This is a genomic window from Streptomyces sp. NPDC006294 (genome assembly GCF_042870895.1).
Taxonomy (GTDB): Bacteria; Actinomycetota; Actinomycetes; order Streptomycetales; family Streptomycetaceae; genus Streptomyces.
Genome location: NZ_JBIAHV010000007.1, coordinates 350,182 through 375,551 on the forward strand (window position 1 = coordinate 350,182; position 25,370 = coordinate 375,551).

Sequence of the window (25,370 nt, forward strand, 5' to 3'; positions counted from 1 at the left end):
CAGCACATGATCGAGAGGGAGTCTCATGACGGTTGGTCCGGTCGTTTCCGTAGGCGAGGACGTGCGTGACCCGTCACCCCAGCAGAGTCTCGGCACCGCCGCGGCACGGAATCTCGCAACCACCACCAAGTCCGTCCCGCAGATGCAGGAGATCAGCTCGCGGTGGCTGCTGCGGATGCTGCCGTGGGTGCAGGTCCAGGGCGGCACCTACCGGGTGAACCGCCGCCTCAGCTATGCGGTCGGCGACGGGCGGGTCACCTTCGTCCAGACCGGGGACCGGGTCCAGGTGATCCCCGCGGAGCTCGGGGAGCTGCCCGCGCTGCGGCACTTCGACGACGAGGCGGCGCTCGCCGAGCTCGCGCAGCGGTGCGAGCAGCGGGAGTTCGAGGCGGGGCAGGTTCTGGCGACCGGCGGGGAGGCGGCGGACAAGGTCTTCCTCCTCGCCCACGGCAGGGTGGAGAAGGTCGGCGAGGGGCCCTACGGGGACGAGGCGGTGGTCGAAGTCCTCGCCGACGGTTCCTACTTCGGCGATCAGGCGCTGCTGGACGGCGACGCTGTCTGGCAGTACACCGCACGTGCCGCGACCGCGTGTACGGCCCTGGTCCTGACCAGGGCCGACGTGCTCAACCTCGCGGAGCGGGCGGAGTCGCTGCGCACCCATCTGGCGCACCTGGCCTCGATCCCCCACCAGCGGACGAACAAGTACGGCGAGGCGGAGATCGACCTGTCGGCCGGCCATGTCGGCGAAGCCGTCGTGCCGCACACCTACGTGGACTACGAGGCGGCGCCGCGGGAGTACGAACTGAGCGTCGCCCAGACCGTGCTGAAGGTGCACAGCCGGGTCGCGGACCTCTACAACCAGCCGATGAACCAGACGGAGCAGCAGCTGCGGCTGACCGTCGAGGCACTGCGCGAGCGGCAGGAGCACGAGCTGGTCAACAACCGCGAGTTCGGCCTGCTCAACAACTGCGACTACGGGCAGCGGCTGCAGCCGCACGACGGTGTGCCCAGCCCCGACGACATGGACGAACTGCTCTCGCGGCGCCGCGGTTCGAAGCTCTTCCTCGCCCACCCGCGCGCCATCGCCGCCTTCGGCCGCGAGTGCAACAGGCGCGGACTGGTCCCCGAGAGCGTGGACGTCGGGGGTACCAAGGTGCCCGCCTGGCGCGGTGTGCCGATCTTCCCGTGCAACAAGATCCCGGTCTCCGACGCCCGGACGACCTCGATCATCTGCATGCGTACGGGTGAGGAGGAGCAGGGTGTCGTCGGGCTCCAGCAGAGCGGCATCCCGGACGAGATCGAGCCGAGCCTGTCGGTGCGCTTCATGGGCATCGACGAGCAGGCGATCATCTCGTACCTGGTCACGGCCTACTACTCGGCGGCCGTGCTCGTCCCGGACGCGCTCGGCGTCCTGGAGAACGTGGAGGTGAGCCGCTGGCAGTGACGTGCCCGCCACGACGTGACCTCCGGGGGCGCGGCCACGCCGCCGCGTTCCCGCCCGCGAGGAGCGGAGCCGCCATCGCGAAAGGACTGCCCAGTTGACCATGCCGGACACCGTCGAGGGCCGTGACGCCGCCGACCTCCTCGAGCGCAGCCGCAGTGCCGTCGACCCCCGACTCCGCTCCGCCGTCGCGTCGCTGCCCGCGTCCCTGCGGCGGGTCGCGAGCTACCACTTCGGCTGGGAGCTGGCCGACGGCACCCCGGCCACCGGGCCCGCCGGCAAGGCCGTCAGGCCGGCGCTGGTGTTCGCCGCCGGCCGGGCACTCGGCGGTGACCCGCGACAGGCGGTGGGGGCGGCCGCCGCCGTGGAGCTCGTGCACAACTTCAGCCTGCTGCACGACGACGTGATCGACGAGGACCCCAGTCGCAGGCACCGGCCCACCGCGTGGAGCGTCTTCGGCGTCCCCGACGCCATCGTCGCCGGGGACGCCATGTCGGCGCTCGCGCTCGGACTGCTCGCCGGCGACGGGCACCCGGCCGCCGCGGCGGCCTCGGTGCGGCTGAGCGCGTGCGTCATCGAACTGTGCGCGGGGCAGCAGGCCGACTGCGCCTTCGAGGAGCGCCTGCCGCAGGAGGTCACGCTGGAGGAGTGCCTGGCGATGGCGACGGCCAAGACCGGGGCCCTGCTCGGCTGCGCCTGTGCGCTCGGCGCGCTGTACGCGGGCGCGGGGGACGAGGAGGCCGCGGCGATGGACGCCTTCGGCCGGGAGGCGGGCCTGGCCTTCCAGCTCATCGACGATCTCATCGGAATCTGGGGGGACCCGGAGCGGACGGGCAAACCGGCCGGCGCGGATCTCGCCGCGCACAAGAAGTCCCTCCCGGTCGTCGCTGCCCTGACCTCGGGCACCGCGGCCGGCGCCGAGCTGGCCGAGCTGTACCGGGGCCCGATGAACGCGTCGGCGGTCCGCCGCGCCGCCGAAGCCGTGGAGCGGGCCGGCGGCCGGGACTGGGCCCAGCTGCAGGCCGGGGACCGGATGTCCAGGGCGGTCGGTGAGCTGGCACGGGCGGTGCCCGACCTGGCGGCGGCGGGGGACCTGTTGTCGCTGGCCGAGTTCGTCACCCGCCGGGACCGCTGAGGAGTCGCCGGACCTCCGTGTTCCTCCGCGGTCCTCCGCGCAAAACCACTTGCGTGACGACTGCAGCCGAAGCACTATGACCGAAGTGGTCAGCGCCCGGTTCGCAGGGCCGTCGACCGCCTCATCGGTATCCCGACGGACAGAGGATCAGAGTGCGAAAGCTCAGCTACTTCATGGCGGCCTCCATCGACGGCTTCATCGGGGCGCCCGACGGTGAGGCGGACTTCTTCACCCGGCTCGCGACCGGCGACTTCCTGGAGTACCTCAGGAGCGAGTGCCCCGACACTCTGCCCACCGCGGCCCGCCGCGCCCTGGGTGTCGACGACGTTCCCAACAGCAGGTACGACACGGTCATCCAGGGGCGCGCCAGCTACGACCTGGCGCTGAAGGCCGGCATAGCCAGCCCGTACGCGCACCTGCGTGAATATGTGGCGTCGGCCTCCATCCAGGAGTCGCCGGACCCCAACGTGCGCATCGTCTCCGGCGATGTGGTGGACGCGGTCCGCGAGCTCAAGAAGGAGGAGGGTCTCGACATCTACCTCTGCGGGGGCGCCAGCCTCGCGGGTCAGCTCATCGGTGAGGTCGACGAGCTCGTCATCAAGACCTACCCGGTCGTGCTCGGGTCCGGCATGCCCATGTTCGCGTCGCCGTTCCAGATCGCCGACTTCTCGCTGGACTCGGTGCGGGCCTTCGACAACGGCGTGATCGTCAGGCAGTACGGCCGGAAGGGCTGACGGGCGGGCCGCGCCGCCGGAGCGGAGCGTACGGGCATATTCTGGACTTATGGGCAGCAAGAAAGCACCTGAACCGTCTGGTACCAGTCATGACCCCGAGCACTTGTACAAGTGCCCCGAATGCGGTCAGCCGGTGGTCGCGGTGGCGAAGCGGCACAAGACGCTGGGGACGTATGTCCCGGTGTGGAAGCCGGGCCCCTGCCGCAACCCCGACTGCCCGCGCTATGTGCCGCCGGAGGCCGGCGACGCGTCCTCCGGAAACCCGGGCGACCCGGCCGGCCGGGAGTCGGGAACATCCTGAAGGCGTGTCCGGCCGGTGGGCGACGCAACGTCCGGAGAGCCTGACAAGCGACTGAGGGGGCACCTGGGGCGCGGCCCGCGCGGCCGTACCGCTACAGTCCGCGCATGTCATCGGAGTCTACGGAAGCCTGGGCGGGCTGGTACCGCGACCGGCAGGGCGCGGAATCGGTCACCATATCGGCGAGCGCCGGCCAACTGCGCACAAGCATCAGGGGTGTTGATTACGAAGGGGCGACCTTCGCCGCTCTCACGGCGGTGGGCGCGTCCGACGTGTTGGCCTCGTGTGTCCTGGAGTGGGACATGCCGCTGCCCGTCCGCACCACGGACGGCGCGGTCCAGCAGGCCACGCTCAGCTGCCTGCTGACACTGGGTGAGCCCACCGCGGGCGACCCGCCCCTCGACCGGGCGGACCTCAACCTCACGCTGCACTACGGCGGCGCCGCGTACGAGGCGGGCGTCGGGGACGGAGACTTCAACGACGCGCTCAGCCGCATCGGCCGCCAACTGCCGCCCGGCGCCCGTATGGGGCAGCGCGAGCCGGCGGGAACCTGACCGGGGCCGGTACCCCGCAATCCCGGTCCGGCCCAGCACGCGCCCTTGAGCCGCGAGCCGGGCGGCACCTGGACGCGACGGAGCGCCCCGCCGTGCACTGCGGGGCGCCCCCGGACCGCGGCCCGGCCGGTGTCAGGAGACCTTGGCGATCGCGGCCGCGAGCCCGTTGGCCCACAGCTGGTTCACCCGGGAACGCTCCTGGGAGTCCGGGTAGGCGTTCTGGCAGGACGTGCCGGGGCCGCCGCCCGACATCAGCTCGCTGCACGGACCCGAGTAATGGTCCGGCAGCCCGAGCACGTGCCCGGTCTCATGGGCCGTGACGCGGGTGGAGTTGTACTGCTGGTTCTGCCGGTAGTCCAGGAAGATGTAGCCGCGGCCGTGCCCGTCGGTGCTGGCGTACGAGCCGCGTGAGTCGTTGCCCTCGTAGTAGGCGAAGTCGGCGCCCGAGCCCTCGACCAGCCGGACATTGCTGACCGAGCTGTTCCAGATCTGGGTGCTGCGCGATATCTGGGTGCGGAAGCTGGGCGCGTTCCTCGCGTTGTAGACGACGGTCACTGCCTGCGCGCCCGACGGCTTGGCGGCGCGCTTCTCGGCGACCGACTTCACGACGGCGTCGAAGAAGGCCCGGGTGGCCCTCGCGTCCTCCGCGGAGCCTTCGTACGCGGCGTACGAGGCGGGCGCGGAGTGCGAGGAGGATGTCACCGCGGCCGCGGGGGAGTTGGCGGCGGTGGCGGGTGCGGTGCCGAGGGCGGCGGCAAGGCCGAGGCCGAGGGCGGCGGAGATCAACGCTCTGGGGTGACGCATGGGGGGCTCCTACTCGTCCGTTGAACGAACTTCGGTAGCCCAGAGTCTTGGGGCGGGTGTGCCCCCGGCGGATGATGCCAGTGGCCGATAGCGCGAGCGCATCCCCCACGGCGACACGGCCTGTCCCGATCCGCCCCGTCCTGCCCCGACTAGGGTGTCTGGTGTGGCAGTTGATGCGGCCCTACGCTCGGCTGCATGGAGCTCGAGGTGAGGCATCTGCGCGCGCTGTGCGCCATCGCCGACACCGGCAGCGTGCACAAGGCAGCCCGGCAGCTCGGCGTCAGTCAGCCGTCCTTGACGACCCAGCTGCGCCGTATCGAGAACTTCCTGGGCGCCGCGCTGTTCGCCCGGGAGCGCACCGGCTGCCGGCCGACGCCGCTCGGCCGTGCCGTACTGAGCCGGGCCCGGCCGCTCGTCGCGGAGATGAGCGCCCTCGTCGTGGAGGCGAAGGCCGCCGCGGCGGGGGAGGGTGGCCCGCTGCTGCGCATCGGCTCGACCGCGAGCCGGGCGCTCGCCGGCTGGCTGCGCCGGCTGCGCCAGCGGCTGCCGGGCACCGACATCTCGCTCCACGTGGACGTGTCCGCCAACGCGCTGCTGCGGATGGTCGCCGCCGGCCAGCTCGACGTCGCCTTCGTGCACGAGGTGGAGGGGTACCCCCTGCTGGTGCCCGACGGGCTGGTGTTACGCGTACTCGTCGAGCGCGAACCGCAGTTCGTCTGCCTGGCGCGCGACCACCCGGCCGCCGCGGCCGCCGTCGTGGACGTCACCGACTTGGCGCGCGACCGCTGGATGGTCGATCCGACCGTGGACGGCGAGTGGGACGGGCTGCGCCGGGTGCTGTGCGCCGCGGACATCGATCCGCCCGTCCTGCACGGCGATTACCACACCGCGGCCTCGCTGATCGCCGTCGGCGAGGCGGTCGCTCTCTGCCAGCCGACGTCCCTGCCGCGCGACGACACGGCCGTCCGCCCGCTGCGCGGCGACCCCATCGCCGTACGGCTGCTGCTGTACTCCAGACCGGGGCCGTCCGCCGAGCTGTACGAGGCGGTGTACGCGGACCTGACCGCCGCGTACCGCGAGGCGGCGCTGCGGGCGGCCGCGTACCGGCAGTGGCTGCTGCGGCACAAGAGCCCGCTCCTCGCGGCGACGGCGTCCGCCCCGATACCGGCCGCGTGACCCGCGGGGCACGGCGCGGGTCGACTACCCGACCGGGCAGGTCCCCGACCGGACGTAGAGCGTGACCTGAGCACCCTTCAGCAGGGTTCGCGAGCACGCCCGGAACCGGGTGCGCAGCACCTCGCGTTTGACCGCCTCCTGCTCGACGGCGTCCTCCGGCTGGTCCGGGGGATCGCTCAGCACCACGATCCGGTCCATGGACTGCATACGGCGGCGGATCTCCGCGGCCGGCAGCTCCTCGCCCTGGAGCGAAGCCGAGGCGGTGGGTCCGGACTTCAGGGCGAGATCCACCAGGCCCGCGTACTCGGCGGGGTAGGACAGCCGCCACTCGCGCCGGCGTGAGGGGGTGAAGACGACGCCGTCACCCGGCGCGGAGACCCGTTCCACCTCCTCGGCGACGGCCGTCACGTCGTCCTTCCGGCTGTCCGGTGTGCGCATCTGCAGCGTCACCGGGGTGAGCGCGACCAGAACCGCGGCCGCCACCGCGCCGACTGCCGCGGCGCGCGGAAGCCGGCGGCGCAGCGGCGCGAGGGCCGACACCCGCGTGCGGAGCCGGCTGATCGCGGCGCCGACGAGCAGGGAGACGCCGACCTGGGTGAAGAGGACGTACCGGTCGACGTACAGGGGCTCGTGGACGGCGGCCAGCAGGAGCAGGCCCGTCGGCAGGACCGCCAGGGGCAGCGCCAGCCGGTGCACGGTCCCCGGACCGGGGCCGGAGCCCCGGGGGTCGGTGCCTGCGCCGGAGGCGGTGTGCTTGGCGCACAGGACGGCGAGGAGGGCCACGCCCGTGATCTCCAGCCACTCCCGGGGCTTGGGCCCGCCGATCCAGGACACCTGGCCGGACTGGCCCGCGCTCCACACGACGAGCGGCGCCACACCGATCGCCACGGCCCCGGCCGCCCCCGCCCACCAGCGCCTGATCCGCGGGCTGGTACGGGCCGACGCCACGGTCACCCCGTGCGCCAGCAGCGCGAGCACGGCGAACTCGTGCAGCCAGGCCGCCCCGAGAAGGGCGAGCGGGTACACGATCCGGCCGGGCCGCCCGGACGATCCGGTCAGCGCGCGGGCGAGGAGATACGTGGCGAGCGCGACCAGGGCGCAGACCATCGCGTAGGAGCGCCCCTCCTGCGCGTACATCTGCACCTCCGGGGTGAGCGCGAACACCAGCCCGCTGACCACCCCCGCCCGGCGTCCGGCGATCCGGGACGCCGTCAGCCCGACCAGCCCGGCGGCCGCCGCCACGGCCAGGACCGACGGCAGCCGGAGCGTGACGAGCCCGCCCTCCCAGACGGAGTAGAGGGCGTGCATGACGAAGTAGTAGAGCCCGTGCACCGCGTCGGCGTTGCCCAGTAGCGCCCAGATCTCGGCCGGGCCGCGATGGGCGACCTGGTAGGTGACGGACTCGTCGCGCCACATCGTGCCCTGCCGGGTGATGCCCCACAGCCCGAGCGCCAGGGCGAGCACGGCCGGGGCGAGAAAGGCCGCCGCCCCGCCCCGCCTCTCCGGTCCGGCCGGCGGCGCCACCGCCGACCGGCCCCCGACCGGGACCTGCTCCTGAAGCTCGATGGCTCCTCCTCCACCGCCCCGGCACCGGAGTGCGCACGTCCCGTTGTTGCCCCATACGACCGCACCCGGCCCGCAGGGACTCCGGTGAGGAGTCTCGCGGGCCGGGTGCGGGAAGCCGACGTGGTGTCAGGCCTTCTTGGTCTCCCAGAAGATCTTGTCGATCTGGGCGATGTAGTCCAGAGCCTTCTGGCCGGTCGCCGGGTCGGTCGACCCCTTGGCGGCCGAGAGCGCCTTCAGCGTGTCGTTGATGAGCTGGTGCAGCTCGGGGTACTTCTCGAAGTGCGGCGGCTTGAAGTAGTCGCTCCACAGCACCGAGACGTGGTGCTTGGCGAGCTCCGCGCGCTGCTCCTTGATGACCGTGGCGCGGGCGCGGAAGTGCGGGTCCTCGTTGGCCTGGTACTTCTCCTGGACGGCCTTGACCGACTCCGCCTCGATGCGGGCCTGGGCCGGGTCGTACACACCGCAGGGCAGGTCGCAGTGGGCGCTGACCTTCACCTTGGGGGCAAACAGGCGGGAGAGCATTGAGCTGTCCTTCCTCGTGATCGTCTTCTCAGGTGGGACATTACTCCGTAGGGGACCGGTTTTGGCGGGTGCCCCCATGGGCTTAGGTCAAAAGTCCGGGGTCCGTGTCGGGCGGGTGGCCGAACATACAGTGGGGAGCCGGAGGTGGCTGATGACTGAGCAGTGGCAGGAGCCGAGGGCGCGATTCGGGTTCGCCGAGGTGACGGGGCCCTCGATGGTGCCGACGCTGGTGCACGGGGACCAGCTGCTGGTCGACTACCGCGCCGCGTTCCGCGCGGGCGACGTCGCGGTGCTCCGCCACCCGCTCCAGCAGGATCTCCTCATCGTCAAGCGGCTGGCCGAGCGGCGCGACGAGGGCTGGTGGGTGCTCGGCGACAACCCCGGCGCGGACGGTGACAGCCGGGTGTTCGGAGTGGTGCCGCCCGAGCTGCTGCTCGGGCGGGTGCGCAGCCGGTTCCGGCCGCTCGGCCCGGATCAGCGGTCGGTGCTCGGCGTCGTCGTCTGGCTGGCGTCGGCCGTGCGGCCCGTGCTCGCCGACCGCTCGGTCTCCAGGCGTTTGCGCGCGCGGTAGGCGGCCACGTTGGCACGGGTCGCGCAGCGGTCGGAGCAGTAGCGGCGCGAGCGGTTGGTGGACGTGTCGAGGTAGGCGTTGCGGCAGGGGGTCGCCTCGCACAGGCCGAGGCGGTCGACGCCGTACTCGGTGAGGTGGAAGGCGAGTCCCATCGCGGCGATCGCGGCGTACCCCGCCGTCGCGTTGGAGGGGTGGTCGGCGAGGTGCATGTGCCACTTGGGCCGGCCGTCGTCGTCGCGGTAGTCGTGCCCGGAGATCTGCGGGCTGACGGGGAACTCCAGCAGCAGCGAGTTGAGCAGGTCGACGGCCTGGGTCTCCTCGCCCGCGTCCGCCGCGGCGAAGACCGCGCGCAGCCGGCCGCGTACCGACCGGAAGCGGGTGACGTCGGAGTCGCCTACGCGGCGTGCGGCCTGGGTCGACTCGCCGAAGAGCTCGCGGACGGACTCGACCGAGGTGAGGGAGTCCTTGTTGCGAGCCGGCTCCTCGGTGTTGACCAGGCGCACGGCGTAGTCCGAGTAATAGGCCAGTTCCACTTGTAGTCCTTACCGCAGACATTCTAGGCTGGTAACGGCTGCTTTTGCTTCGAGGGTATTACGGACGGGAGGGTTCCGGTGAGTACGACCGAGACGGGAACGGGTGCTGGGGCGGATGCCGCGGCCGGCGCCGACTGGGCGGCCTGGCAGCAGAGCTGGGACCGCCAGCAGGAGTGGTACATGCCCGACCGCGAGGAGCGGTTCCGGGTGATGCTCGACATGATCGGGGCCACGGTCGGCCCCGAGCCGCGGGTGCTGGACCTCGCCTGCGGTACGGGAAGTATCACGGACCGGCTGCTGAGGCGGTTCCCGAAGGCCACGAGCACCGGGGTGGACCTCGACCCCGCGCTGCTGACCATCGCCCGGGGCCACTTCGCCGGGGACGAGCGCGTCACCTTCGTCACCGCCGACCTCAAGGACCCGGCCTGGACGGCGACCCTGCCGCACGCCGAGTACGACGCGGTGCTCACCGCCACCGCCCTGCACTGGCTGCACAGCGAACCGCTCGCCGTCCTCTACGGGCAGCTCGCCGCCCTGGTGCGTGACGGCGGCGTCTTCATGAACGCCGACCACATGAAGGACGAGTCCACACCGCGCATCAACGCCGCCGAGCGCGCCCACCGGCACGACGGCATGGAGCGGGCGAAGGCGGCCGGCGCCCTCGACTGGGCCGAATGGTGGGCGCTCGCCGCCGAGGACCCGGCCCTCGCGGAGCCCACCGCGGAACGGTTCCGCATCTACGGCGAGCACGCCGACGGCGACACCCCCTCCGCCCGGTGGCACGCCGAGACCCTGCGCGCGGCCGGCTTCGACGAGGCCCGCCCGGTGTGGGCGTCGCCGAGCGACGCGCTGGTGCTGGCGCTGAAGTAGCCCGCCGCAGCGGACGGCAGGGCGGGAACGGAAGAAGGGGCGGTACGGACATGAGATCCGTACCGCCCCTTCACCGTCACCCGCGGCGCCTCGTGCCTACAGCACCTTCGACAGGAACGACTTCGTCCGCTCGTGCTGCGGGTTGCCGAGCACGTCCCGCGGGTGGCCGGACTCGACCACCACGCCGTCGTCCATGAAGACGAGCGCGTCACCGACCTCGCGGGCGAAGCCCATCTCGTGGGTCACGACGATCATCGTCATGCCGTCCTCCGCCAGGCCGCGCATCACATCGAGGACCTCGCCCACCAGCTCGGGGTCGAGGGCCGACGTCGGCTCGTCGAAGAGCATCAGCTTCGGCTCCATCGCCAGCGCACGGGCGATGGCGACACGCTGCTGCTGGCCGCCGGAGAGCTGGGTCGGGTAGTTCCCGGCCTTGTCGGCCAGGCCCACCCGGTCCAGCAGCTTGAGCGCACGCTCGCGCGCGACGGCCCTGGACTCGCCCTTGACCTGGACCGGAGCCTCCATGACGTTCGCGAGAGCCGTCATGTGCGGGAAGAGGTTGAAGCGCTGGAAGACCATGCCGATGTCCCTGCGCTGCGCCGCGACCTCCCGCTCCTTCAGCTCGTAGAGCTTGTCGCCCTTCTCGCGGTAGCCCACCAGCTGCCCGTCGACCGAGAGCCGGCCGCCGTTGATCTGCTCCAGGTGGTTGATGCACCGCAGGAAGGTGGACTTGCCGGAACCGGACGGGCCGACCAGGCAGAACACCTCACGGTGCGCGACCTCGAGATCGATGCCCTTGAGCACCTTCAGATGGCCGAACGACTTGTGGACGTTCTCGGCCTGCACCATCGGCTGCGTCGACTGGGACTTCATACCTTCACGCCTCCGACGTTGCTCTGCACACGGAACGAGGACAGCTGCTTGCGCAGACGCTGCAGCGGCGTCGGCGGAAGCGAGCGGCTCGAACCGCGGGCGTAATGCCGCTCCAGGTAGTACTGGCCGATGCTGAACACGGTCGTCAGCGCCAGGTACCAGAGCGAGATCACGATGTAGCCCTCCATGATGGCGAGCGTCCGGGAGCCGAATTCACGGCCCCGCAGGAACAGCTCGCCGTACCCGATGGCGAACGCCAGCGAGGAGGTCTTGAGCATGTTGATGAACTCGTTGCCGGTCGGCGGGATGATCACCCGCATGGCCTGCGGCAGCACGATGCGGCGCATCGTCTTGCCGCCCTTCATGCCCAGCGCCTGCGCCGCCTCGGTCTGACCCGAGTCGACCGACTGGATGCCGGCGCGGCAGATCTCGGCCATGTACGCGGCCTCGTTCAGGCCGAGGGCCAGCAACGCCGCCACGAACGGCGTCATCACCTGGTTCATCTCGTCCTTGTAGATGAAACCGAGGTCGAGATAGCCGAAGACCAGCGAGAGGTTGAACCACAGCAGGATCTGCACCAGCACCGGAGTGCCGCGGAAGAACCAGATGTAGCCATAGGCCACGCCGGCGAGCACCGGGTTCGGGGAGAGCCTCATCACCGCGAGGATCGCGCCGAGGACCACACCGATCACCATCGAGTAGACGGTGATCTTCAGGGTCTCCCAGGCGCCCCAGGCGAACGTGCCGTTGGTGATCTGGTCACCGACCACGCTCCACTGGATCTCGGCGTCCGCGAACGCGCGCACCAGCAGGGCGAGGAGGCCCAGCACCACGACGGCGCCGATCCAGCGTCCGTAGTGGCGTACGGGGACGGCCTTGATGGGTCCCGGGTGAGCGGCGGGGACCTTACGGGGGGAGCCGCCCTGGCCGCCGTCCGGTGGAACGTCGGCCGGCGCCTTGTCGAGGGGGTCAGTCACAGGGTTGCTGCCTTACATGGGGAGGTGGTGGCGAGGAGTGGCCGTCACTTGCCGGCGTTGATCGTGGCCTTCTCGATGGCGCCGCTCTCGGCCTTCCACTCCTTCAGCACCTCGGCGTACGAGCCGTCGTCGATGATCTTCTGGACGGCGGCCTGGAGAGCGTCGCGCAGCTCCGGGTTCTTCTTGCTGACCGCGATGCCGTACGGCGCGGCGTCGATCTGCTCGCCCACGACCTCGAAGAGCTTGCCGCCACCGGCGTTCAGCTCGTTGTAGAGGGCGACCGGGAAGTCGGTGATCACGGCGTCGGCACGCTTGGTCTGGAGCTGCGTGATCGAGTCGCTGTCCTGGTCGGAGACGAACGGCTTGATCTTGTCGGCGCCGCACTTCTTCTGCGTCTGGTTCAGCAGCGTCTCGTTGGCCGTGCCGCGCTGGGCGGCGACCGTCAGGCCGCACAGGTCGTCCAGCGTGGTGATCTTCTCGGGGTTGCCCTTCTGGACCAGGATCGCCGAGCCGGCGCGGAAGTAGTTCACGAAGTCGGCGCCGCCCTTGGCGTCGTCCGTCGCGCCCTGCTGACGCTCCTTGGTGTCCGTCATCGAGGACATGACGATGTCGGTGCGGCCGTTGTTCATACCCAGCACGAGCTGGTCGAACGTGGCGTTCTCGAACTTGAACTCGACGCCCAGGACCTTGCCCAGCGCCTTGGCGATGTCGATGTCGACACCGGCCGGCTTGTTGTTCTCGTCCATGAACTCCATCGGCGCGTACGCGATGTCGGAGCCGACGTTTACGACGCCCTTGTCACGGATGTTCTTGGGGAGCTTGTCGTGGAGCGGCGCGGTGGACGCGTTGCCCTTGGTCTCCGACTCCTTGGATCCGCTTTCCGTCTGGTCGCCACAGGCGGTCAGCAGCATGGCGCCGGCGACCGCGATGGCGCTGACCGCCGCGATCCGGGACTTCACGGCGGTCGTACGGCGCGTGGTGCTTGCGGTCATGATCGGAGTCCTCCGGCGGGTGAGGTGGGTGTTACCAGGTCGTATGCGCTCGTCTTCGAGTGTCGCCGACCTTGCGTGTTTTCGGCATCTTGCCATTCGGACGAGCCCATTCAGGGGGCCACGCATGTCAAAATCGGGTAACGGGTCACCCCCGAACCCCCGCGGGCCGGTACACCAGGGCCGGACCATTCGCGGGAAAGCCTTCTTCCCGCCGGAAGATCTTCGGCCGTCTCGGCTTCTGGACGGGTACCACCGCAGCTGGTGGGCTTGTCCGGGTTTGTGGCTATGAGCCGTGTCACCGCGCGCATATGGACTCGTCCGCGGTGCGGTCGGTCCGGTAAGAAGGACCCTTACACCCCTCATCCGGGGCTCAGGGCGCGTGTGCGGCGCGCCCGCGCGTACGTACCTCCCCTGCCGGTGGCGGGCCAACCGCCTGGTGCAGGAACGGACGCGGTGCCCGCCCACCCCTCCTCAACCAGGAGTGGCCACCCTCAACCTTGAAGACTTAAGGGGTCAACGAAAAATGGCAGCGGAGATCGTCAATCCTCACAGCGACAGCGCCGACACGGAGAGCGCCGACGAGCCCTTCGATCCGGCGTTCGCGCTGCACCGCGGCGGCAAGATGGCCGTCCAGGCCACCGTGCCGGTGCGGAACAAGGACGACCTGTCCCTCGCTTACACACCCGGTGTCGCCAAGGTGTGCACCGCCATCGCCGAGAATCCCGAGCTCGTCCACGACTACACATGGAAGTCGCAGGTCGTCGCCGTCGTCACCGACGGCACGGCGGTGCTCGGCCTCGGTGACATCGGACCGGAGGCGTCGCTCCCGGTCATGGAGGGGAAGGCGATCCTCTTCAAGCAGTTCGGCGGCGTCGACGCGGTCCCGATCGCCCTCGCGACGACCGACGCCGACGAGATCGTCGAGACCGTCGTGCGGCTGGCGCCGTCCTTCGGCGGCGTGAACCTCGAGGACATCTCGGCGCCCCGGTGCTTCGAGATCGAGCGCAAGCTCCAGGAGCGCCTCGACATCCCCGTCTTCCACGACGACCAGCACGGCACCGCCGTCGTGACCCTCGCCGCCCTGCGCAACGCCGCGAAGCTGACCGGGCGCACGCTGGGTGACCTGCGCGCCGTCATCTCCGGCGCCGGCGCGGCCGGTGTGGCCATCGCGAAGTTCCTGCTGGAGGCCGGTCTCGGTGACGTGGCCGTCGCCGACCGCAAGGGCATCGTCAGCCGTGACCGCGAGGACCTGACCCCGGTCAAGCGCGAGCTCGCCGAGCTCACCAACCGGGCCGGGCTTTCCGGATCCCTGGAGACCGCGCTCGCCGGCGCGGACGTCTTCATCGGCGTTTCCGGCGGCACGGTGGCAGAGGCGGCCGTCGCGTCGATGGCGCCGGGCGCGTTCGTCTTCGCCATGGCGAACCCGAACCCCGAGGTCCACCCCGACATCGCGCACAAGTACGCGGCGGTCGTGGCCACCGGCCGTTCGGACTACCCCAACCAGATCAACAACGTCCTCGCCTTCCCGGGCATCTTCGCGGGCGCCCTCCAGGTGCGGGCCTCCCGCATCACCGAGGGCATGAAGATCGCGGCGGCGGACGCGCTGGCGGACGTCGTCGGCGACGCGCTCTCGGCGGACTACGTGATCCCGTCGCCCTTCGACGAGCGGGTCGCCCCCGCGGTCACCGCGGCCGTCGCCGCGGCGGCGCGGGCGGAGGGCGTGGCCCGGCGCTGATCCGCCGCGGTTCCCTGACGGGCCGCGCTGTCCCCGTGCGGGGGGCGGCGCGGCCCGTTCGCGTTGCGGGCGAGGGCGTGGCTGCGGGGCGGGGGTAGGCTCGTCAAGGTCGAAACCGCCGTCGGGCTCGCCGCCGAGTTCCCCCCGGAGCTCCAGGCCCGGACCGTCCTGACGGCCATCGGCAGCGGTGAGCGCACCTCCACAACATCGCCCGCCCGGCAGGACCTGTCCGGTACCTTGCTCCAGCGATCACTGTCCTCACTGACCGAGAGGCGGCTGGTTGCCGCCGATCTCCCGCTGTCCCCCGCCCTTCGAAGGACGGGCGCTCCTGGGTCGTCGACCCGTACCTGCGCTTCTGGCTGAAGCTGCTCGGCCCCGCCCTGCCGGAGATCGAACGTCGCCGCGGCCGCCTGACGGCCCCGGCCCGGGTCTGACCCTCACGTGCGGGCGGCGCGCACCCGGGGACCGCTCGCCGGGTGTGCTGCGGTATGCCTTCGTACCCACCCGGACCGCTGTGCAGGAGGCGTGTGTCACTGATCCTTGCCGTACTCGGGCCTTGCTGCGGCCAGGTGATCGGCCACCCACTCGAGCCCAGCGGCCGACCGAGAACGCAGCGGGCGGTTCCACCTTCATGCCGAGTTCGGCGACACCGATCGCGTAATCGTGCTCCTCGAGGTCCAGCGCCAGCAACTCGCGGCGCGTTTTCTGGGCCAGCCAGCGGTGAACACCCTGCTCGTTGCGGGTGATGACCTGCTGGGTGCACCACTGTGCGGTCGCGCGGTCGGGATAGGTGGCGGAACGGGTACGCACGGGAAATCCTCAGTCGATCGTGAAGCCCCAGAAGATGCCGACTTCCGTGGCGGAGACAGCGATTACACCACAGTCCATTACGTGGCCGGTGAAACCCTCATAAACACCCTCTCGGCGAAACATGTCGGCGTGGGGATCCTCGCGCGCCGTCGCCGCGTTGGTGAAGAACAGTGCGTCGGCTCCGAACCTTTTCAGGATCACGTGCGCGTGGGAGGTGAGTTCCGCCTCTCGCGCAGCAAAATCGGGGATATCCTCCACCTGGAACCAATCCCCCTGGAGTGTTACCAGAATTTGTTCCGCCCCCGCGCGGGACACGGGGAAAGCTCCGTTGAAGTCGCCCGGCGTGACAGCGCTGAACGAATTCTCCGGTCCGGTTCCGTAGTCACCTGTTTCCGACGCCACGGCAAGCCTCGGCCAGCCACGTGGATCGTCCGTCCGCAACTGCATGACGTCGAGGGCGTCCATGCGCCAGTCAGCGTGCCGCCGCCCGCCCACGGCCGCGAACATGTCGTCCCCGAACAGCGCCCGCAGGGAACGGCTCCACGAGGCTTTGTCGATCTGATTCACGGGCTGTGTCCCCATGTCCAAAGAGTGCACTACGGGTGTTGGGTCTTATCAGTAGGCATCGAGGTGAGTACCACGAACGGCGGCGTGTTCCCCGGGTTGGGCCGCAGGACGACCCACACGTTGGTCACATCACGCGCTACGGTGTCGCCCCGGTCCCAGGACCGCCCCACGGTGTCGTTCGTCGTCAGGAGAAGTGAGCGCGACGAGTTCGGCCCGGGATTGCCCGAGAGCCAATTGTCGATCTTCCTTTGATTCGACGGTTCGTCCAGAGCCGCCTGAGTCCACCGCTGGGCGTCCGCGAGGTTCCCGAAGGACGAAACGGCCTCGGGCCGGATTCCGTTGGGTCTGACGATCTGCTGGTCCCTCAGCCGCTGCTCCAATTGCTCGTCCGTCTTGCCCACGTGCTTGTCCACGACGTGCGACCCGGCCATGCCCTCCTGATTCGCGAGGTCGATCGGGTATTTGTGATTGCTTTCGTCGTCCCCGGCCACGGTGTAAAGGGGATGGTCCGTGAATTCTGTCAGGGCTCGCGCGCCGAAGGACTCTGCCCGTGCCGACTCCGCGTTGAAGGTGGGAGCGCTGAGATACGCCTCATCCAGGGCGGCATGCAGCTTGTTGAGCTCGGTGACCTGTCGGTGGACCCGATTGTTGTACGCTTCGACCGCAGCGTTCATCGCTGCCTGGTCGACCTCCAGAGCGAACCCCTTGGCGAAGCCCTTCCCGATATTGAGTAGGCCCTTGCCGATGCTCTTGAGGTCTTTCATACCGAGACCGTCGCTGGTGTCGATGTGCGGTAGCGCTTTGATGACGGCTTCGTAGAAGAGCCGACGAAGATCGTCCCGTACGTCCTTTGCGGCGGCTGCCCAAGCGCGCAGAGCATCGCTCACGACATCACAGGTCTTGAGTAGTACGTCCATGACGGGGTGGTCGATGCGTCGATTGGGCTGAGCCGTGTCGTGTCGCCAGCCGTAACCCTCGCGGTCGTTGCCCCAGGCACTCGTGCCCCAGACCGCGCTGCAGAACTTGCGCATCGCCACGTGCCACTCGCCGTTGGACCGGTCGGTGTAGTTGTGGAGTGCGCTGCTGAGGTTGCCATCGGTACTGCTGACCGCCATGCCTGCCTGAACCCACCCGATCGAGATGTTGTCCAGGCCGTGGTAGTCAGGCAGCGGTACGATCTCCGCAGCCTTGCCGAACCGGAAGGCGTCCTCGAGCAGCGGCCTGATGATGGACAGAAGGCCGGCCTCCACCGCTTCCAGCGCCACTTGGAAGATGTCCTGGCTCTGGTCGATGTCCGACCACTTCAGGTCTGTGACGGGCCGGTAGTTCGGCGGGGTGTCGATGACGGCCGGCGGCGACTGGGTCTGTGCGGGGGCGCCCGAGGGGTCCGTGGCGGCATCGGCGGTGACGTAGTTGTTGGCGGTCATCGTGAAGCCGACGGCGGCGCCCCCGACACTCGCGACCGACTTGGCCCACACCTCGATGAAACGGTCGCCGACCTTCTTGTAGGCAGCGGCGAATTCCCAGGCGGCGGTCCCGTACCCCCCGCAGTCCGGATACCGGCCGATTTCGTCGAGGAACTGGTTGGCTTCCTTGTGAAGCGCGTCCTGGAGGTGTGCGACGTAGCCGGAAAGTGTGTAGAGCGCAGTCGGAGTGACGTCGATCTCGCCGTCCTTCATGGGCGGCGGCGGTGGCGGCGTGGTCATCAGGACCCTCCCCAGCCCCGCAGTACAGCGGCGTGAGCGGCCGCGTAGTTGGTGTGGCCCGTTGTGACGATGCCGTGGAGCCAGGCCTGTGTCGCTTGAAGGTCCTGAGCGGCTCTGTCCCACTCGTCAAGCTTGTCGATGAACGCTTCACGCGTCTCGCCTTCCCAGGTGAGAACCACCTTCTCGACGCGGCCGTGCAGAGCGTGGACCTTCTCGTTCAGTGTCTTGAGGATGTCCTCCAGCTGCCCTGACAGAAGCTGAAGGGTGGCAAAGTCGACCGCTATGTGGTCGTCGCTGTCAGTCACGTGTTCCTGCTGTCAGAGTCCGAGAATGCGACTGGCACGGGGGCCGGCGAGATCTGTAGCGGTATTGGGGGTCGACAGTTCGGCAGCTTCCTTGCCCACATCCACAGCCACTTGGATCCGCTTGAAGGCGGCGAGCGTGTCGAGCTCCTGCTCGGTGAACCCGTCGCGGCTCATCCGGACGGCCGCTTCGATCAGCTTCATGAGCTCGCGGATGCGAACCGCGTCCTTGGCTGCTTCGCGATGCTGTCGGCGGTAGGCCTTGGCCGCGGGCCCCCGCCAGCGGGCCTCGATCGCATCGACGACGGTGTCCATGCGTTTGACCTGTTCGTCCAGGTAGCGCTGCATGTCGTCGAGATCGTTGGCGAGCTTGGTCAAGGTCTCGCCGCTGGCCGCCAGATCGGGATCGGTTGTTGTCATGTCGCCCACCCCCATAAGCGATTGTCGATCAGTTGTGATCGCCGCGATGACTCTAACAAGCGGGTACGACAGGTAGCAGGTGCAACAGCGCCAGTCGTAGTGGCGCTTTCTGCCGAGGCTGACGTCCTTTCCGCCACCACCGGCTCGTACGAGGACCCCGCGACGAAGAACTCGCCCGCCCAGTGGCGGAGGGAGTAGCGGGACGCGTGTCACACCGGTGCGTGGTTCCGCCACGCACCGGCCCGGCCTAATCTCATGGTCATGTTCGCCGCCTATGCCGCCCGCATCGACCGTGACCAGCCGCTGAACGGCCTCGAACTGGGCGAACGCCCGGCGCCCGAGGCGCGACCGGGCTGGACGACCGTGACCGTCAGGGCCGCCTCGCTCAACCACCACGACCTCTGGTCGCTGCGCGGTGTCGGTCTCGCAGAGGACAAGCTGCCGATGATCCTCGGCTGCGACGCCGCGGGCGTCGACCAGGACGGGAACGAGGTGGTGCTGCACTCCGTCATCGGCCAGAGCGGCCACGGTGTCGGCCCCGACGAGCCCCGCTCCATCCTCACCGAGCGCTACCAGGGCACCTTCGCCGAGCAGGTCAGCGTCCCCACGTGGAACGTGCTGCCGAAGCCGAAGGAGCTCACTTTCGAGCAGGCCGCCTGCCTGCCGACCGCCTGGCTGACGGCCTACCGGATGCTGTTCACCAACGCCGGGGTCCGCCCGGGCGATTCGGTCCTGGTCCAGGGTGCCGGCGGCGGTGTGGCAACCGCCGCCATCGTGCTGGGCAAGGCCGCCGGCCTGCGGATGTACGCCACCAGCCGGGACGAGGCCAAGCGCCGGCGCGCCGTCGAGCTGGGCGCGGAGGAGGCGTACGAGCCGGGGGCGCGGCTGCCGCGGCGGGTGGACGCCGTCATCGAGACGGTCGGGGCGGCCACCTGGTCGCACTCGGTCAAGTCGCTGCGCCCGGGCGGCACCCTGGTCATCTCCGGCGCGACCAGCGGCGACCGGCCCTCGCACGCCGAGCTGACCCGGATCTTCTTCCTCGAACTCAAGGTCGTCGGCTCCACGATGGGCTCGAAGGACGAACTGGAGGACCTGCTCTCGTTCTGCGCGGCCACGGGTGTGCGGCCGGTGATCGACGAGGTGCTGCCGCTGGACCGGGCCCGGGAGGGCTTCGAGAAGATCGCCTCGGGTGAGCTGTTCGGAAAGATTGTCCTGACGCACTCTTGATGGGCCGTCAGTTCTGCTGATGGGATCTCCGGCACCGCGTCCACGACCGTGCCGGAGGTCTTCATGCACCGCCGACTGCTCGCCGTCCTCGTCTGCGCCGCCCTGCTGCTCTGCGCCGCGCCAGCCCGAGCGCACGCCGGTGAAGCGCCGGACGGCATCCCCCGGCTGACCGACGACCGCGGCCGGGTCCTCACCCTGCGCGGCTGGAACGTCGAGGACAAGACCCACCGCGGCGAGGCCGCCCTCTCCGCGATCACCGAGCGGCACTTCCGTGAGCTGCGCGCCCACGGCTTCAACTTCGCCCGGCTGCTCGTCTTCTGGGACGACCTCGAGCCGGTGCGCGGCCGCTACAGCGAGCGGTATCTGCGCAAGATCGAGCAGGTGCTGGACTGGGCGCACACCCATCGCGTCCATGTGCTGATCGACGCCCACCAGGACGTCTTCGGCCCGGCCTTCGGCCACCGCGGCATCCCCGAGTGGGCGACCAGGACCGACGGGCTGCCGTTCACCCCGCACCCCGACGACTGGTTCTCCGAGTACTTCGAGCCCGCCGTCCAGCGCGCCTTCACCCATCTCTACGAGGACCCCGATCTGCGGCTCGCCCAGGCGCGGATGTGGCGGGTGCTGGCCGACCGCTTCGAGGACCATCCCGCTGTCATCGGCTACGACCTGGTCAACGAGCCGATGGGGGAGATCCGGGACGACGAGGACCTGGCGACCGCGGCCCGGCGCATCGAGGCCGAGCAGCTCACGCCGATGTACAACCGGCTGGCGGACGCGGTCCGCTCGGTGGACCGGGACGCCTGGCTCTTCGTCGAGCCGACGCCGATCGTCGGCGAGGGAGTGCCGACCGGGCTGGGCGGGATCGAGGACCCGAAAGCCGTCTACGCCCCGCACTTCTACAACACCGCCATGGAGGCGGGCGCCGACTACGACCCGTCGGCGGGCTGGATCGAGGCGTACGAGCGGGCCGTGACCGAGTATCCCGCGCGCCACCGGATGCCCGTCGTGGTCGGCGAGTGGGGCCCGCTCAACAACTCCCTGCCGAACATGGGCCGCTTCTACCGTGAGGCGCTCGCCTCCCTGAACCGCTACAGCTCCGGCTGGGCCGGATACGTCTGGTGCTACGGCGGCGGGTACTGCGCCGTCGACGCGGAGGGCCGGTTCCGCACCAACAAGGAGCAGACGGCCGCCCCGTACGCGCCGGCCGTGGCGGGCAGGGTGGCGGCGGAGGGGTACGAACCGGACAGCGGGACGTACCGGCTGGCGTACCGATCGGCGCGCGGCGTCAGCGAGATCTCGGTGCCGCCCTCCGCGAGCGGCTGGCGGATCGAGGTGACCGGCCGGGCCCGCCCGCAGACCCGTACCGTCGCGCCCGGCCGGACGGCCACGGTCCGCGTCCACGCCCGGCCGGGCGAGCACGTCACGGTCGCCGTCAGTCCTCGTACACCACGATGAAGTCACCGCTCGGGCCCTGACGGCGGGCGAGCACGTCGCGCAGCCGGCGCAGACGGTCCGGCGCCAGCTCGAGCGGCCCCTCGTCCGGCTGATGGGTCGTGCCGCGCGGGGTAGTCCTGGTCGGGGGTGCGGGTCATCTCGATGTGGCAGCCGAGGACCCCGGGTCACCGGGGCCGTCCCGCAGAACGCCAGCAGGCGGTGGACCGTGGCGGTGAAGGCGGGCACGTCGCTGACGTAGAGGCGGCCCGGGTGGAGCGGCTCCTGGGGGAGCCGGCGCGCGACTCGCGCGACTGCCCGAAGGCCGCCGTACTCGGCGGCGACGACGTCACCAACGCGCTGACGGAGGAGCACCGTCCGTGGGAGGTGTTCGCCGGGCTGGCAGGCGCGACCGGACCATCGGCGCCGAGCACATCCTGCTGGCGCTGACCGCCGTGCCCGGCGTGGTCGCCGAGACCCTGGCCGACCACGGCGCGACCTACGCGGCGCTGGAGCGGGCCATGTTCGGCGACGTGGGCGGCGCTACGGCGAAGGCCGGCTGAGCCCGGCGGGCAGGGCGGCCGGGGGCCTCGCGGCCCCCGGCCCCCGTCACTCCTTGGGGGTGCGCAGCAGGGCGGTGATGTGGGCCGCCGCCGTCGACAGATGGCGCCGGGCCTCGCCCAACTGGTCCGCTGTCACGCCGTGGTCGCGCGCCGTGTCCCGTACGTCGTCGCGGAAGCGGTCCAGCAGCCGCTCCAGATCACGCGCCGGGTCGGCGGAAGCGCCCGCCTCGACGGTGTCCTTCGCCCAGTCCGGGTCGGCGTCCGCCGCGTCCGGCTTCACGTACGGCGGCCATGCCGTGCCCCGTGCCAGCCCGCCGAGCTGGGTGGTCAGCTCCGACAGGCCCTCGCGGACGCCGGTCGGCCAGTCGCCGCGGGTGAAGTGGTCCTGGACCTGCTCCTGCACCTGCCGGGCGATGCGCTGCATCTCGGCGCGGGCGTTCTCGCGCGCCTCCTGCGCCTGGCGGCGCGCCTGCTGGGCGTCCTCGCGGGCCCGCCGCGACTCGTCCTTCGCGCGGCGCGTCTGCTCCTTCCACTCCTGCTTGGCGCGCTTGAACTCCTCCTTCGCGGCGCGCCACGACTCCGTGTCCGTGAAGTCGCCCAGGTCCCCGAAGCCCAGCGGGCCGGGGCCCCGGTCGCCGGCGGCGGAATCCTTGCGGGTCCGGCCGGCCGCGGCGCGCATCTCGCTGCGCAGCTTGCCCGCCGCGCCTCGGACGTCGTCGCGGATCTCGGCGGCCAGTTCGGAGACGGACTCGCGGATCTCCAGCTCAAGGTCGGCCAGTTCACCGCTGCGTCCGGCGAGCTCCGCACGGCCCGCGTCGGTGATCGAGTACACCTTGCGGCCACCCTCGGTGGCGTGGGTGACGAGGCCCTCGGCCTCCAGCTTGGCCAGTCGCGGGTAGACGGTGCCGGCGCTCGGGGCGTACAGGCCCTGGAAGCGCTCCTCGAGGAGGCGGATCACCTCGTAGCCGTGGCGCGGGGCCTCGTCGAGCAGCTTCAGCAGATACAGGCGCAGCCGGCCGTGGGCGAAGACGGGGGGCATGTCAGAGCACCTTCCCACTCGGGTTGTCCGCGGGTGATTCCTCGTACGGGTCGTCCTCCGCGGGTGGCCGGCGCAGCAGGGCGATGGCCCCGGAGACGGTGGTCGCCTTGAGGCTGCCGGTGCCCGCGCCGAGGGTTCCGGTGATGCGCTTCGCGCCCCACTGGCCGCCGACCCGCAGGTCGTCGAAGGCGTTGGACACGGCGCCGCCGGCGGTGTTCGCGTCGACCCGGGCGTCCGCCGGGTGCGGGAGCCGGACGGCGACCTCGCCGGAGACCGTGGTCAGCCGGATGTCCGTCGGCCTTCCCCCGCCAGGACCGAGGTCGACGACCATGTCGCCGCTGACGGAGTCGGCCTTCACCGAGGCGCCCGCGCCGTCGATCACGGTCAGGTCGCCGGAGACCGAGTGGTACGTCAGATCGCCGGTCACCGACTGGGCCTCCAGGCTGCCGGTGACGGTGTCCGCGCGGACGTCGCCCGACAGGCCGACGAGCGTGGTGTCCCCGCTGACGCCGCGCACCACGGTCGCGCCCCGTACGCCGGACACGACCGCGCCGGCGCTGACGACGCCGACCTCGACGGCCGCCGCCGCCGGCACCGCGACGGACACGACGGCGCTGCGCCGGGGGCCCTTGGGGCCGAGCCACTCGAGGAAGCCCTGCCAGGGCAGGTCCTCGTAGGCGACGGTCAGCGTCGACCCCTTTCTGGTGACGACGAGGGGCGGGCCGTCGATCTCGGAGATCTCCAGCCGGGTGGAACCTTCGTCCGTGCCCACGACGTTGACCGTTCCACCGACGATCCGGACGTTGAGCGTGGTCAGGGGATCGTCGAAGGTGAGCTTCTGGGGCTCGGCGACTTCCCACGTCGTCACTGCCATGGTGCTGACCTCCCGGGCCGGCCACGACGCAACATATCGCGTCTCGTGGAGAACACGATATATCGCGGTGATGGGTTGTCAAGGGAGGCGCCGGCTCGTCGGTACGGGCCGGGTGCCGGGCGACGCGCCGCATTGGCGGCGATTACGGGGCGAATTGCCCTAGCGTGGGGACATGAACGCGACACCCGCGGGAGCCGTGCTGCTCTGCCGGGCCGACCCGGCGGCCGTACGGACCCCGGCCGCGCATCTGCTGCCCGAACGGACGCTCCTCGCCCCGGCCGGCGACGGCTGGAGCCTGCTCGTCCCCGAGGGCGGGCCGTGGCTGGACGGCGGCGAACCGGTCGACGCGGTGCTGGGCGGCTGGGCCGCGGCCCTCTCGATCGGCGCGGGCCGGCCGGTCCTCGCCCTGTGGTGGGACGACGACGGGTCCGGCCTCACCCTGGCCTCCGGCTACCGCCGCCCGGTCGGATACGTCTGGCTGGCCGACGGCACCCCGGCGGGCGAGGACGAGGCGATGCGGACGTTCGCCGCGCGGCTGGGGCTCGACCCGGTCCTCGACGTGCAGGCTCTGGAACCCTTGACGACGCCGGACCCCGACTCGGACGCCCGCGCCAGGCTGGTCGGCCTGACGGCCGTCCTCGCCCGCACGGGCCTCGCCCTCCCGGCGGGCCTGACTCCGGGCGCGCCGGCGCGCGGCCTGCGCACCGCCGCGCGGGCGGCGTCCGCCGAGGAACTCACCCCCGCCGACGACCGCCACGGCGCGCCCGCCCCGGAGCCACCGCCCCGCCCCTCCTGGCTCCGCGCGGCGGCCACGGCCGAACTGGCGGCGGGCCTGGCCCTCCTGGCCTGGAGCCTGCACCGGCGCAGCGGAGCCTGGCTGACAGCGGGAGCGATCCTCACCGCCCACGGCCTGACCCCCCTGGCCCGCCCGCACCTGCACCCATAGCCCCCGCGACGCCGGGCCGCGCTCGCCGAGGCCACGCTCCAGCGCGGCGCGGCGCGGTGCCGCCCGGGCCGCGCCCCCTGCCCGACGAGGTCCGAAGGCTCTCCCCGCCCCCGTGGCCGGACTTCGCACGGTCGTGTGCCCGGAGGCGCGTGGTTTGCCCTCGGTGCGCCGGCGGCGCACTCGGCGCGGTGCCGCGCTGCGCTCGGGAGTTGACCGTGTCCTGCGGTTGCGCGCTGCGCCCCGAACGCGTTGGGCGTCGCTCGTCGCAGGGAGGCGCGACTGCGCCGGCCGTGCCCACGGGGCTGGGGGCGTGCCCCGCAGTCGTGCGCGGTGTTCCGCCGGTGCGAGGCTCGGCAGCGAGCCGTTCCCACAGGCCGCCCCTGTGGCCGTGCGACGCGGGCGGCTCCCAGGGACCCCCGGAGCCGCCCCCGCCGCGCGATCCGGCTAGTCGTCCTCGTCCTCGTCGTCCAGGCGGGCCAGCCACGTGGCCAGGCGTTCGACGGGGACCTCGAAGTCCGGGTTGAGGTCGACGAAGGTGCGGAGCTGGTCGGCGAGCCACTCGAAGGTGACTTCCTCCTCGCCGCGTCGCTTCTCCAGCTCCTCGATACCGCGATCGGTGAAGTACATATGGACAGAATATGGCCCGGCCTCGCGATCGGATCGCGGGGCCGGGCCCGGTGCTACGTCACGCGGCGGCGCAG

Annotated in this window: 27 protein-coding genes and 1 pseudogene; 14 read left to right on the forward strand and 14 right to left on the reverse strand. The window is 70.9% G+C overall.

The features are described from left to right. Positions 1 to 25 precede the first annotated feature (25 nt). The 5 genes from ACFYOP_RS15185 (at position 26) to ACFYOP_RS15205 (ending at position 4,162) form a co-directional block, all read left to right on the forward strand. The gene (locus ACFYOP_RS15185) at positions 26 to 1,444 is read left to right on the forward strand and encodes a family 2B encapsulin nanocompartment shell protein (protein ID WP_356892224.1); all 1,419 of its coding nucleotides are present in this window, start codon (positions 26 to 28) and stop codon (positions 1,442 to 1,444) included. A gap of 100 nt (positions 1,445 to 1,544) precedes the next feature. Beyond that, positions 1,545 to 2,576 (forward strand): family 2 encapsulin nanocompartment cargo protein polyprenyl transferase, encoded by a 1,032-nt coding sequence (locus ACFYOP_RS15190; RefSeq protein WP_356892556.1) that lies wholly within the window; start codon positions 1,545 to 1,547, stop codon positions 2,574 to 2,576. 152 nt (positions 2,577 to 2,728) lie between these two features. Continuing rightward, positions 2,729 to 3,310, forward strand: coding sequence for a dihydrofolate reductase family protein (locus ACFYOP_RS15195; protein ID WP_356892222.1), 582 nt, complete (start codon positions 2,729 to 2,731; stop codon positions 3,308 to 3,310). 49 nt (positions 3,311 to 3,359) lie between these two features. Continuing rightward, positions 3,360 to 3,611 carry a hypothetical protein gene (locus ACFYOP_RS15200; protein ID WP_356892220.1) on the forward strand — a complete coding sequence of 84 codons (252 nt, stop codon included), beginning with the start codon at positions 3,360 to 3,362 and terminating at the stop codon, positions 3,609 to 3,611. Between the two features lie 104 nt (positions 3,612 to 3,715). Beyond that, positions 3,716 to 4,162, forward strand: a complete 447-nt coding sequence (locus tag ACFYOP_RS15205; protein WP_356892218.1) for a DUF6304 family protein — start codon at positions 3,716 to 3,718, stop codon at positions 4,160 to 4,162. 132 nt (positions 4,163 to 4,294) lie between these two features. On the opposite strand, the gene snpA is transcribed toward ACFYOP_RS15205, so the two are convergent. Beyond that, positions 4,295 to 4,966 carry a snapalysin gene (snpA, locus tag ACFYOP_RS15210; RefSeq protein ID WP_356892216.1) on the reverse strand — a complete coding sequence of 224 codons (672 nt, stop codon included), beginning with the start codon at positions 4,964 to 4,966 and terminating at the stop codon, positions 4,295 to 4,297. Between the two features lie 195 nt (positions 4,967 to 5,161). Here snpA and ACFYOP_RS15215 point away from each other — a divergent pair, with 195 nt between their 5' ends. Continuing rightward, complete coding sequence (locus ACFYOP_RS15215) at positions 5,162 to 6,142, forward strand: LysR family transcriptional regulator (RefSeq protein ID WP_356892214.1); 981 nt, start codon at positions 5,162 to 5,164, stop codon at positions 6,140 to 6,142. Between the two features lie 24 nt (positions 6,143 to 6,166). Here the strand turns inward: ACFYOP_RS15215 and ACFYOP_RS15220 are convergent, their stop codons facing one another. Together ACFYOP_RS15220 and sodN are read right to left on the reverse strand one after the other, a co-directional pair. Further along, on the reverse strand, positions 6,167 to 7,666 hold the full coding sequence (locus tag ACFYOP_RS15220; protein WP_356892212.1) for a glycosyltransferase family 39 protein: 1,500 nt from the start codon (positions 7,664 to 7,666) through the stop codon (positions 6,167 to 6,169). Positions 7,667 to 7,834: 168 nt separating this feature from the next. Further along, positions 7,835 to 8,230, reverse strand: a complete 396-nt coding sequence (gene sodN / locus ACFYOP_RS15225; protein WP_100109020.1) for a superoxide dismutase, Ni — start codon at positions 8,228 to 8,230, stop codon at positions 7,835 to 7,837. Between the two features lie 76 nt (positions 8,231 to 8,306). Here sodN and sodX point away from each other — a divergent pair, with 76 nt between their 5' ends. After that, positions 8,307 to 8,801 (forward strand): nickel-type superoxide dismutase maturation protease, encoded by a 495-nt coding sequence (gene sodX, locus ACFYOP_RS15230; RefSeq protein ID WP_356892210.1) that lies wholly within the window; start codon positions 8,307 to 8,309, stop codon positions 8,799 to 8,801. Here sodX and ACFYOP_RS15235 read toward each other — a convergent pair. Further along, positions 8,705 to 9,334, reverse strand: coding sequence for a CGNR zinc finger domain-containing protein (locus ACFYOP_RS15235; protein ID WP_356892208.1), 630 nt, complete (start codon positions 9,332 to 9,334; stop codon positions 8,705 to 8,707). The two genes, sodX and ACFYOP_RS15235, sit on opposite strands and share 97 nt — an antisense overlap. A gap of 78 nt (positions 9,335 to 9,412) precedes the next feature. Between ACFYOP_RS15235 and ACFYOP_RS15240 the strand changes: the two genes are divergently transcribed. Further along, complete coding sequence (locus ACFYOP_RS15240) at positions 9,413 to 10,204, forward strand: class I SAM-dependent methyltransferase (protein WP_388451603.1); 792 nt, start codon at positions 9,413 to 9,415, stop codon at positions 10,202 to 10,204. A gap of 96 nt (positions 10,205 to 10,300) precedes the next feature. Here the strand turns inward: ACFYOP_RS15240 and ACFYOP_RS15245 are convergent, their stop codons facing one another. The 3 genes from ACFYOP_RS15245 to ACFYOP_RS15255 are packed head-to-tail and all read right to left on the reverse strand — an operon-like array spanning position 10,301 to position 13,046. Further along, on the reverse strand, positions 10,301 to 11,053 hold the full coding sequence (locus ACFYOP_RS15245; RefSeq protein ID WP_356892552.1) for an amino acid ABC transporter ATP-binding protein: 753 nt from the start codon (positions 11,051 to 11,053) through the stop codon (positions 10,301 to 10,303). A gap of 20 nt (positions 11,054 to 11,073) precedes the next feature. Beyond that, positions 11,074 to 12,054: an amino acid ABC transporter permease gene (locus ACFYOP_RS15250; protein WP_356892206.1), complete on the reverse strand. Its 981-nt coding sequence runs from the start codon at positions 12,052 to 12,054 to the stop codon at positions 11,074 to 11,076. Between the two features lie 44 nt (positions 12,055 to 12,098). After that, entirely contained in the window at positions 12,099 to 13,046 is a 948-nt protein-coding gene (locus ACFYOP_RS15255; protein WP_356892204.1) for an ABC transporter substrate-binding protein, read from the reverse strand. A gap of 523 nt (positions 13,047 to 13,569) precedes the next feature. Between ACFYOP_RS15255 and ACFYOP_RS15260 the strand changes: the two genes are divergently transcribed. Both ACFYOP_RS15260 and ACFYOP_RS15265 read left to right on the forward strand, forming a co-directional pair. After that, the gene (locus tag ACFYOP_RS15260) at positions 13,570 to 14,781 is read left to right on the forward strand and encodes an NADP-dependent malic enzyme (RefSeq protein ID WP_356892202.1); all 1,212 of its coding nucleotides are present in this window, start codon (positions 13,570 to 13,572) and stop codon (positions 14,779 to 14,781) included. Positions 14,782 to 14,907: 126 nt separating this feature from the next. Beyond that, positions 14,908 to 15,197: pseudogene (locus ACFYOP_RS15265) on the forward strand (ATP-binding protein); the annotation flags it as partial. Positions 15,198 to 15,600: 403 nt separating this feature from the next. Here the strand turns inward: ACFYOP_RS15265 and ACFYOP_RS15270 are convergent. The 4 genes from ACFYOP_RS15270 to ACFYOP_RS15285 are packed head-to-tail and all read right to left on the reverse strand — an operon-like array spanning position 15,601 to position 18,586. Next, positions 15,601 to 16,158 carry a hypothetical protein gene (locus tag ACFYOP_RS15270; protein ID WP_356892200.1) on the reverse strand — a complete coding sequence of 186 codons (558 nt, stop codon included), beginning with the start codon at positions 16,156 to 16,158 and terminating at the stop codon, positions 15,601 to 15,603. A 29-nt stretch (positions 16,159 to 16,187) separates the two neighbouring features. Further along, the gene (locus ACFYOP_RS15275) at positions 16,188 to 17,864 is read right to left on the reverse strand and encodes an RNase A-like domain-containing protein (protein WP_356892198.1); all 1,677 of its coding nucleotides are present in this window, start codon (positions 17,862 to 17,864) and stop codon (positions 16,188 to 16,190) included. Further along, a complete protein-coding gene (locus ACFYOP_RS15280) occupies positions 17,864 to 18,169 on the reverse strand; it encodes a WXG100 family type VII secretion target (protein ID WP_356892196.1) in 306 nt (101 codons plus the stop codon). Before ACFYOP_RS15280 ends, ACFYOP_RS15275 begins: the two co-directional genes overlap by 1 nt. Positions 18,170 to 18,181: 12 nt before the next feature. Beyond that, positions 18,182 to 18,586 carry a WXG100 family type VII secretion target gene (locus ACFYOP_RS15285; RefSeq protein WP_356892194.1) on the reverse strand — a complete coding sequence of 135 codons (405 nt, stop codon included), beginning with the start codon at positions 18,584 to 18,586 and terminating at the stop codon, positions 18,182 to 18,184. Between the two features lie 261 nt (positions 18,587 to 18,847). On the opposite strand from ACFYOP_RS15285, the gene ACFYOP_RS15290 reads away from it, so the two are divergent. The 3 genes from ACFYOP_RS15290 (at position 18,848) to ACFYOP_RS15300 (ending at position 21,810) form a co-directional block, all read left to right on the forward strand. After that, positions 18,848 to 19,813: a zinc-binding dehydrogenase gene (locus ACFYOP_RS15290; RefSeq protein ID WP_356892192.1), complete on the forward strand. Its 966-nt coding sequence runs from the start codon at positions 18,848 to 18,850 to the stop codon at positions 19,811 to 19,813. Between the two features lie 63 nt (positions 19,814 to 19,876). After that, positions 19,877 to 21,271, forward strand: coding sequence for a cellulase family glycosylhydrolase (locus ACFYOP_RS15295; protein ID WP_356892188.1), 1,395 nt, complete (start codon positions 19,877 to 19,879; stop codon positions 21,269 to 21,271). Positions 21,272 to 21,627: 356 nt separating this feature from the next. Beyond that, positions 21,628 to 21,810, forward strand: a complete 183-nt coding sequence (locus ACFYOP_RS15300; protein ID WP_388451608.1) for a Clp protease N-terminal domain-containing protein — start codon at positions 21,628 to 21,630, stop codon at positions 21,808 to 21,810. Positions 21,811 to 21,856: 46 nt separating this feature from the next. On the opposite strand, the gene ACFYOP_RS15305 is transcribed toward ACFYOP_RS15300, so the two are convergent. Continuing rightward, a complete protein-coding gene (locus ACFYOP_RS15305) occupies positions 21,857 to 22,849 on the reverse strand; it encodes a helix-turn-helix transcriptional regulator (RefSeq protein ID WP_356892186.1) in 993 nt (330 codons plus the stop codon). A 1-nt stretch (position 22,850) separates the two neighbouring features. After that, positions 22,851 to 23,723: a hypothetical protein gene (locus tag ACFYOP_RS15310; protein ID WP_356892184.1), complete on the reverse strand. Its 873-nt coding sequence runs from the start codon at positions 23,721 to 23,723 to the stop codon at positions 22,851 to 22,853. A gap of 172 nt (positions 23,724 to 23,895) precedes the next feature. On the opposite strand from ACFYOP_RS15310, the gene ACFYOP_RS15315 reads away from it, so the two are divergent. Then, positions 23,896 to 24,669 carry a hypothetical protein gene (locus tag ACFYOP_RS15315; RefSeq protein WP_356892182.1) on the forward strand — a complete coding sequence of 258 codons (774 nt, stop codon included), beginning with the start codon at positions 23,896 to 23,898 and terminating at the stop codon, positions 24,667 to 24,669. A 444-nt stretch (positions 24,670 to 25,113) separates the two neighbouring features. Here the strand turns inward: ACFYOP_RS15315 and ACFYOP_RS15320 are convergent, their stop codons facing one another. Next, positions 25,114 to 25,296, reverse strand: coding sequence for a DUF6104 family protein (locus ACFYOP_RS15320; RefSeq protein ID WP_356892180.1), 183 nt, complete (start codon positions 25,294 to 25,296; stop codon positions 25,114 to 25,116). Positions 25,297 to 25,370 lie beyond the last annotated feature (74 nt).

What these genes read in the sequence shown, in the direction of transcription:
- ACFYOP_RS15185 (WP_356892224.1), top strand. Translation starts at nt 26, where the DNA reads ATGACGGTTGGTCCGGTCGTTTCCGTAGGCGAGGACGTGCGTGACCCG.
- ACFYOP_RS15190 (WP_356892556.1), top strand. Translation starts at nt 1,545, where the DNA reads ATGCCGGACACCGTCGAGGGCCGTGACGCCGCCGACCTCCTCGAGCGC.
- ACFYOP_RS15200 (WP_356892220.1), top strand. Translation starts at nt 3,360, where the DNA reads ATGGGCAGCAAGAAAGCACCTGAACCGTCTGGTACCAGTCATGACCCC.
- ACFYOP_RS15205 (WP_356892218.1), top strand. Translation starts at nt 3,716, where the DNA reads ATGTCATCGGAGTCTACGGAAGCCTGGGCGGGCTGGTACCGCGACCGG.
- snpA (WP_356892216.1), bottom strand. Translation starts at nt 4,966, where the DNA reads ATGCGTCACCCCAGAGCGTTGATCTCCGCCGCCCTCGGCCTCGGCCTT.
- ACFYOP_RS15215 (WP_356892214.1), top strand. Translation starts at nt 5,162, where the DNA reads ATGGAGCTCGAGGTGAGGCATCTGCGCGCGCTGTGCGCCATCGCCGAC.
- sodN (WP_100109020.1), bottom strand. Translation starts at nt 8,230, where the DNA reads ATGCTCTCCCGCCTGTTTGCCCCCAAGGTGAAGGTCAGCGCCCACTGC.
- sodX (WP_356892210.1), top strand. Translation starts at nt 8,307, where the DNA reads ATGGGCTTAGGTCAAAAGTCCGGGGTCCGTGTCGGGCGGGTGGCCGAA.
- ACFYOP_RS15245 (WP_356892552.1), bottom strand. Translation starts at nt 11,053, where the DNA reads ATGGTGCAGGCCGAGAACGTCCACAAGTCGTTCGGCCATCTGAAGGTG.
- ACFYOP_RS15255 (WP_356892204.1), bottom strand. Translation starts at nt 13,046, where the DNA reads ATGACCGCAAGCACCACGCGCCGTACGACCGCCGTGAAGTCCCGGATC.
- ACFYOP_RS15260 (WP_356892202.1), top strand. Translation starts at nt 13,570, where the DNA reads ATGGCAGCGGAGATCGTCAATCCTCACAGCGACAGCGCCGACACGGAG.
- ACFYOP_RS15275 (WP_356892198.1), bottom strand. Translation starts at nt 17,864, where the DNA reads ATGACCACGCCGCCACCGCCGCCGCCCATGAAGGACGGCGAGATCGAC.
- ACFYOP_RS15285 (WP_356892194.1), bottom strand. Translation starts at nt 18,586, where the DNA reads ATGACAACAACCGATCCCGATCTGGCGGCCAGCGGCGAGACCTTGACC.
- ACFYOP_RS15290 (WP_356892192.1), top strand. Translation starts at nt 18,848, where the DNA reads ATGTTCGCCGCCTATGCCGCCCGCATCGACCGTGACCAGCCGCTGAAC.
- ACFYOP_RS15295 (WP_356892188.1), top strand. Translation starts at nt 19,877, where the DNA reads ATGCACCGCCGACTGCTCGCCGTCCTCGTCTGCGCCGCCCTGCTGCTC.
- ACFYOP_RS15305 (WP_356892186.1), bottom strand. Translation starts at nt 22,849, where the DNA reads ATGCCCCCCGTCTTCGCCCACGGCCGGCTGCGCCTGTATCTGCTGAAG.
- ACFYOP_RS15310 (WP_356892184.1), bottom strand. Translation starts at nt 23,723, where the DNA reads ATGGCAGTGACGACGTGGGAAGTCGCCGAGCCCCAGAAGCTCACCTTC.
- ACFYOP_RS15315 (WP_356892182.1), top strand. Translation starts at nt 23,896, where the DNA reads ATGAACGCGACACCCGCGGGAGCCGTGCTGCTCTGCCGGGCCGACCCG.
- ACFYOP_RS15320 (WP_356892180.1), bottom strand. Translation starts at nt 25,296, where the DNA reads ATGTACTTCACCGATCGCGGTATCGAGGAGCTGGAGAAGCGACGCGGC.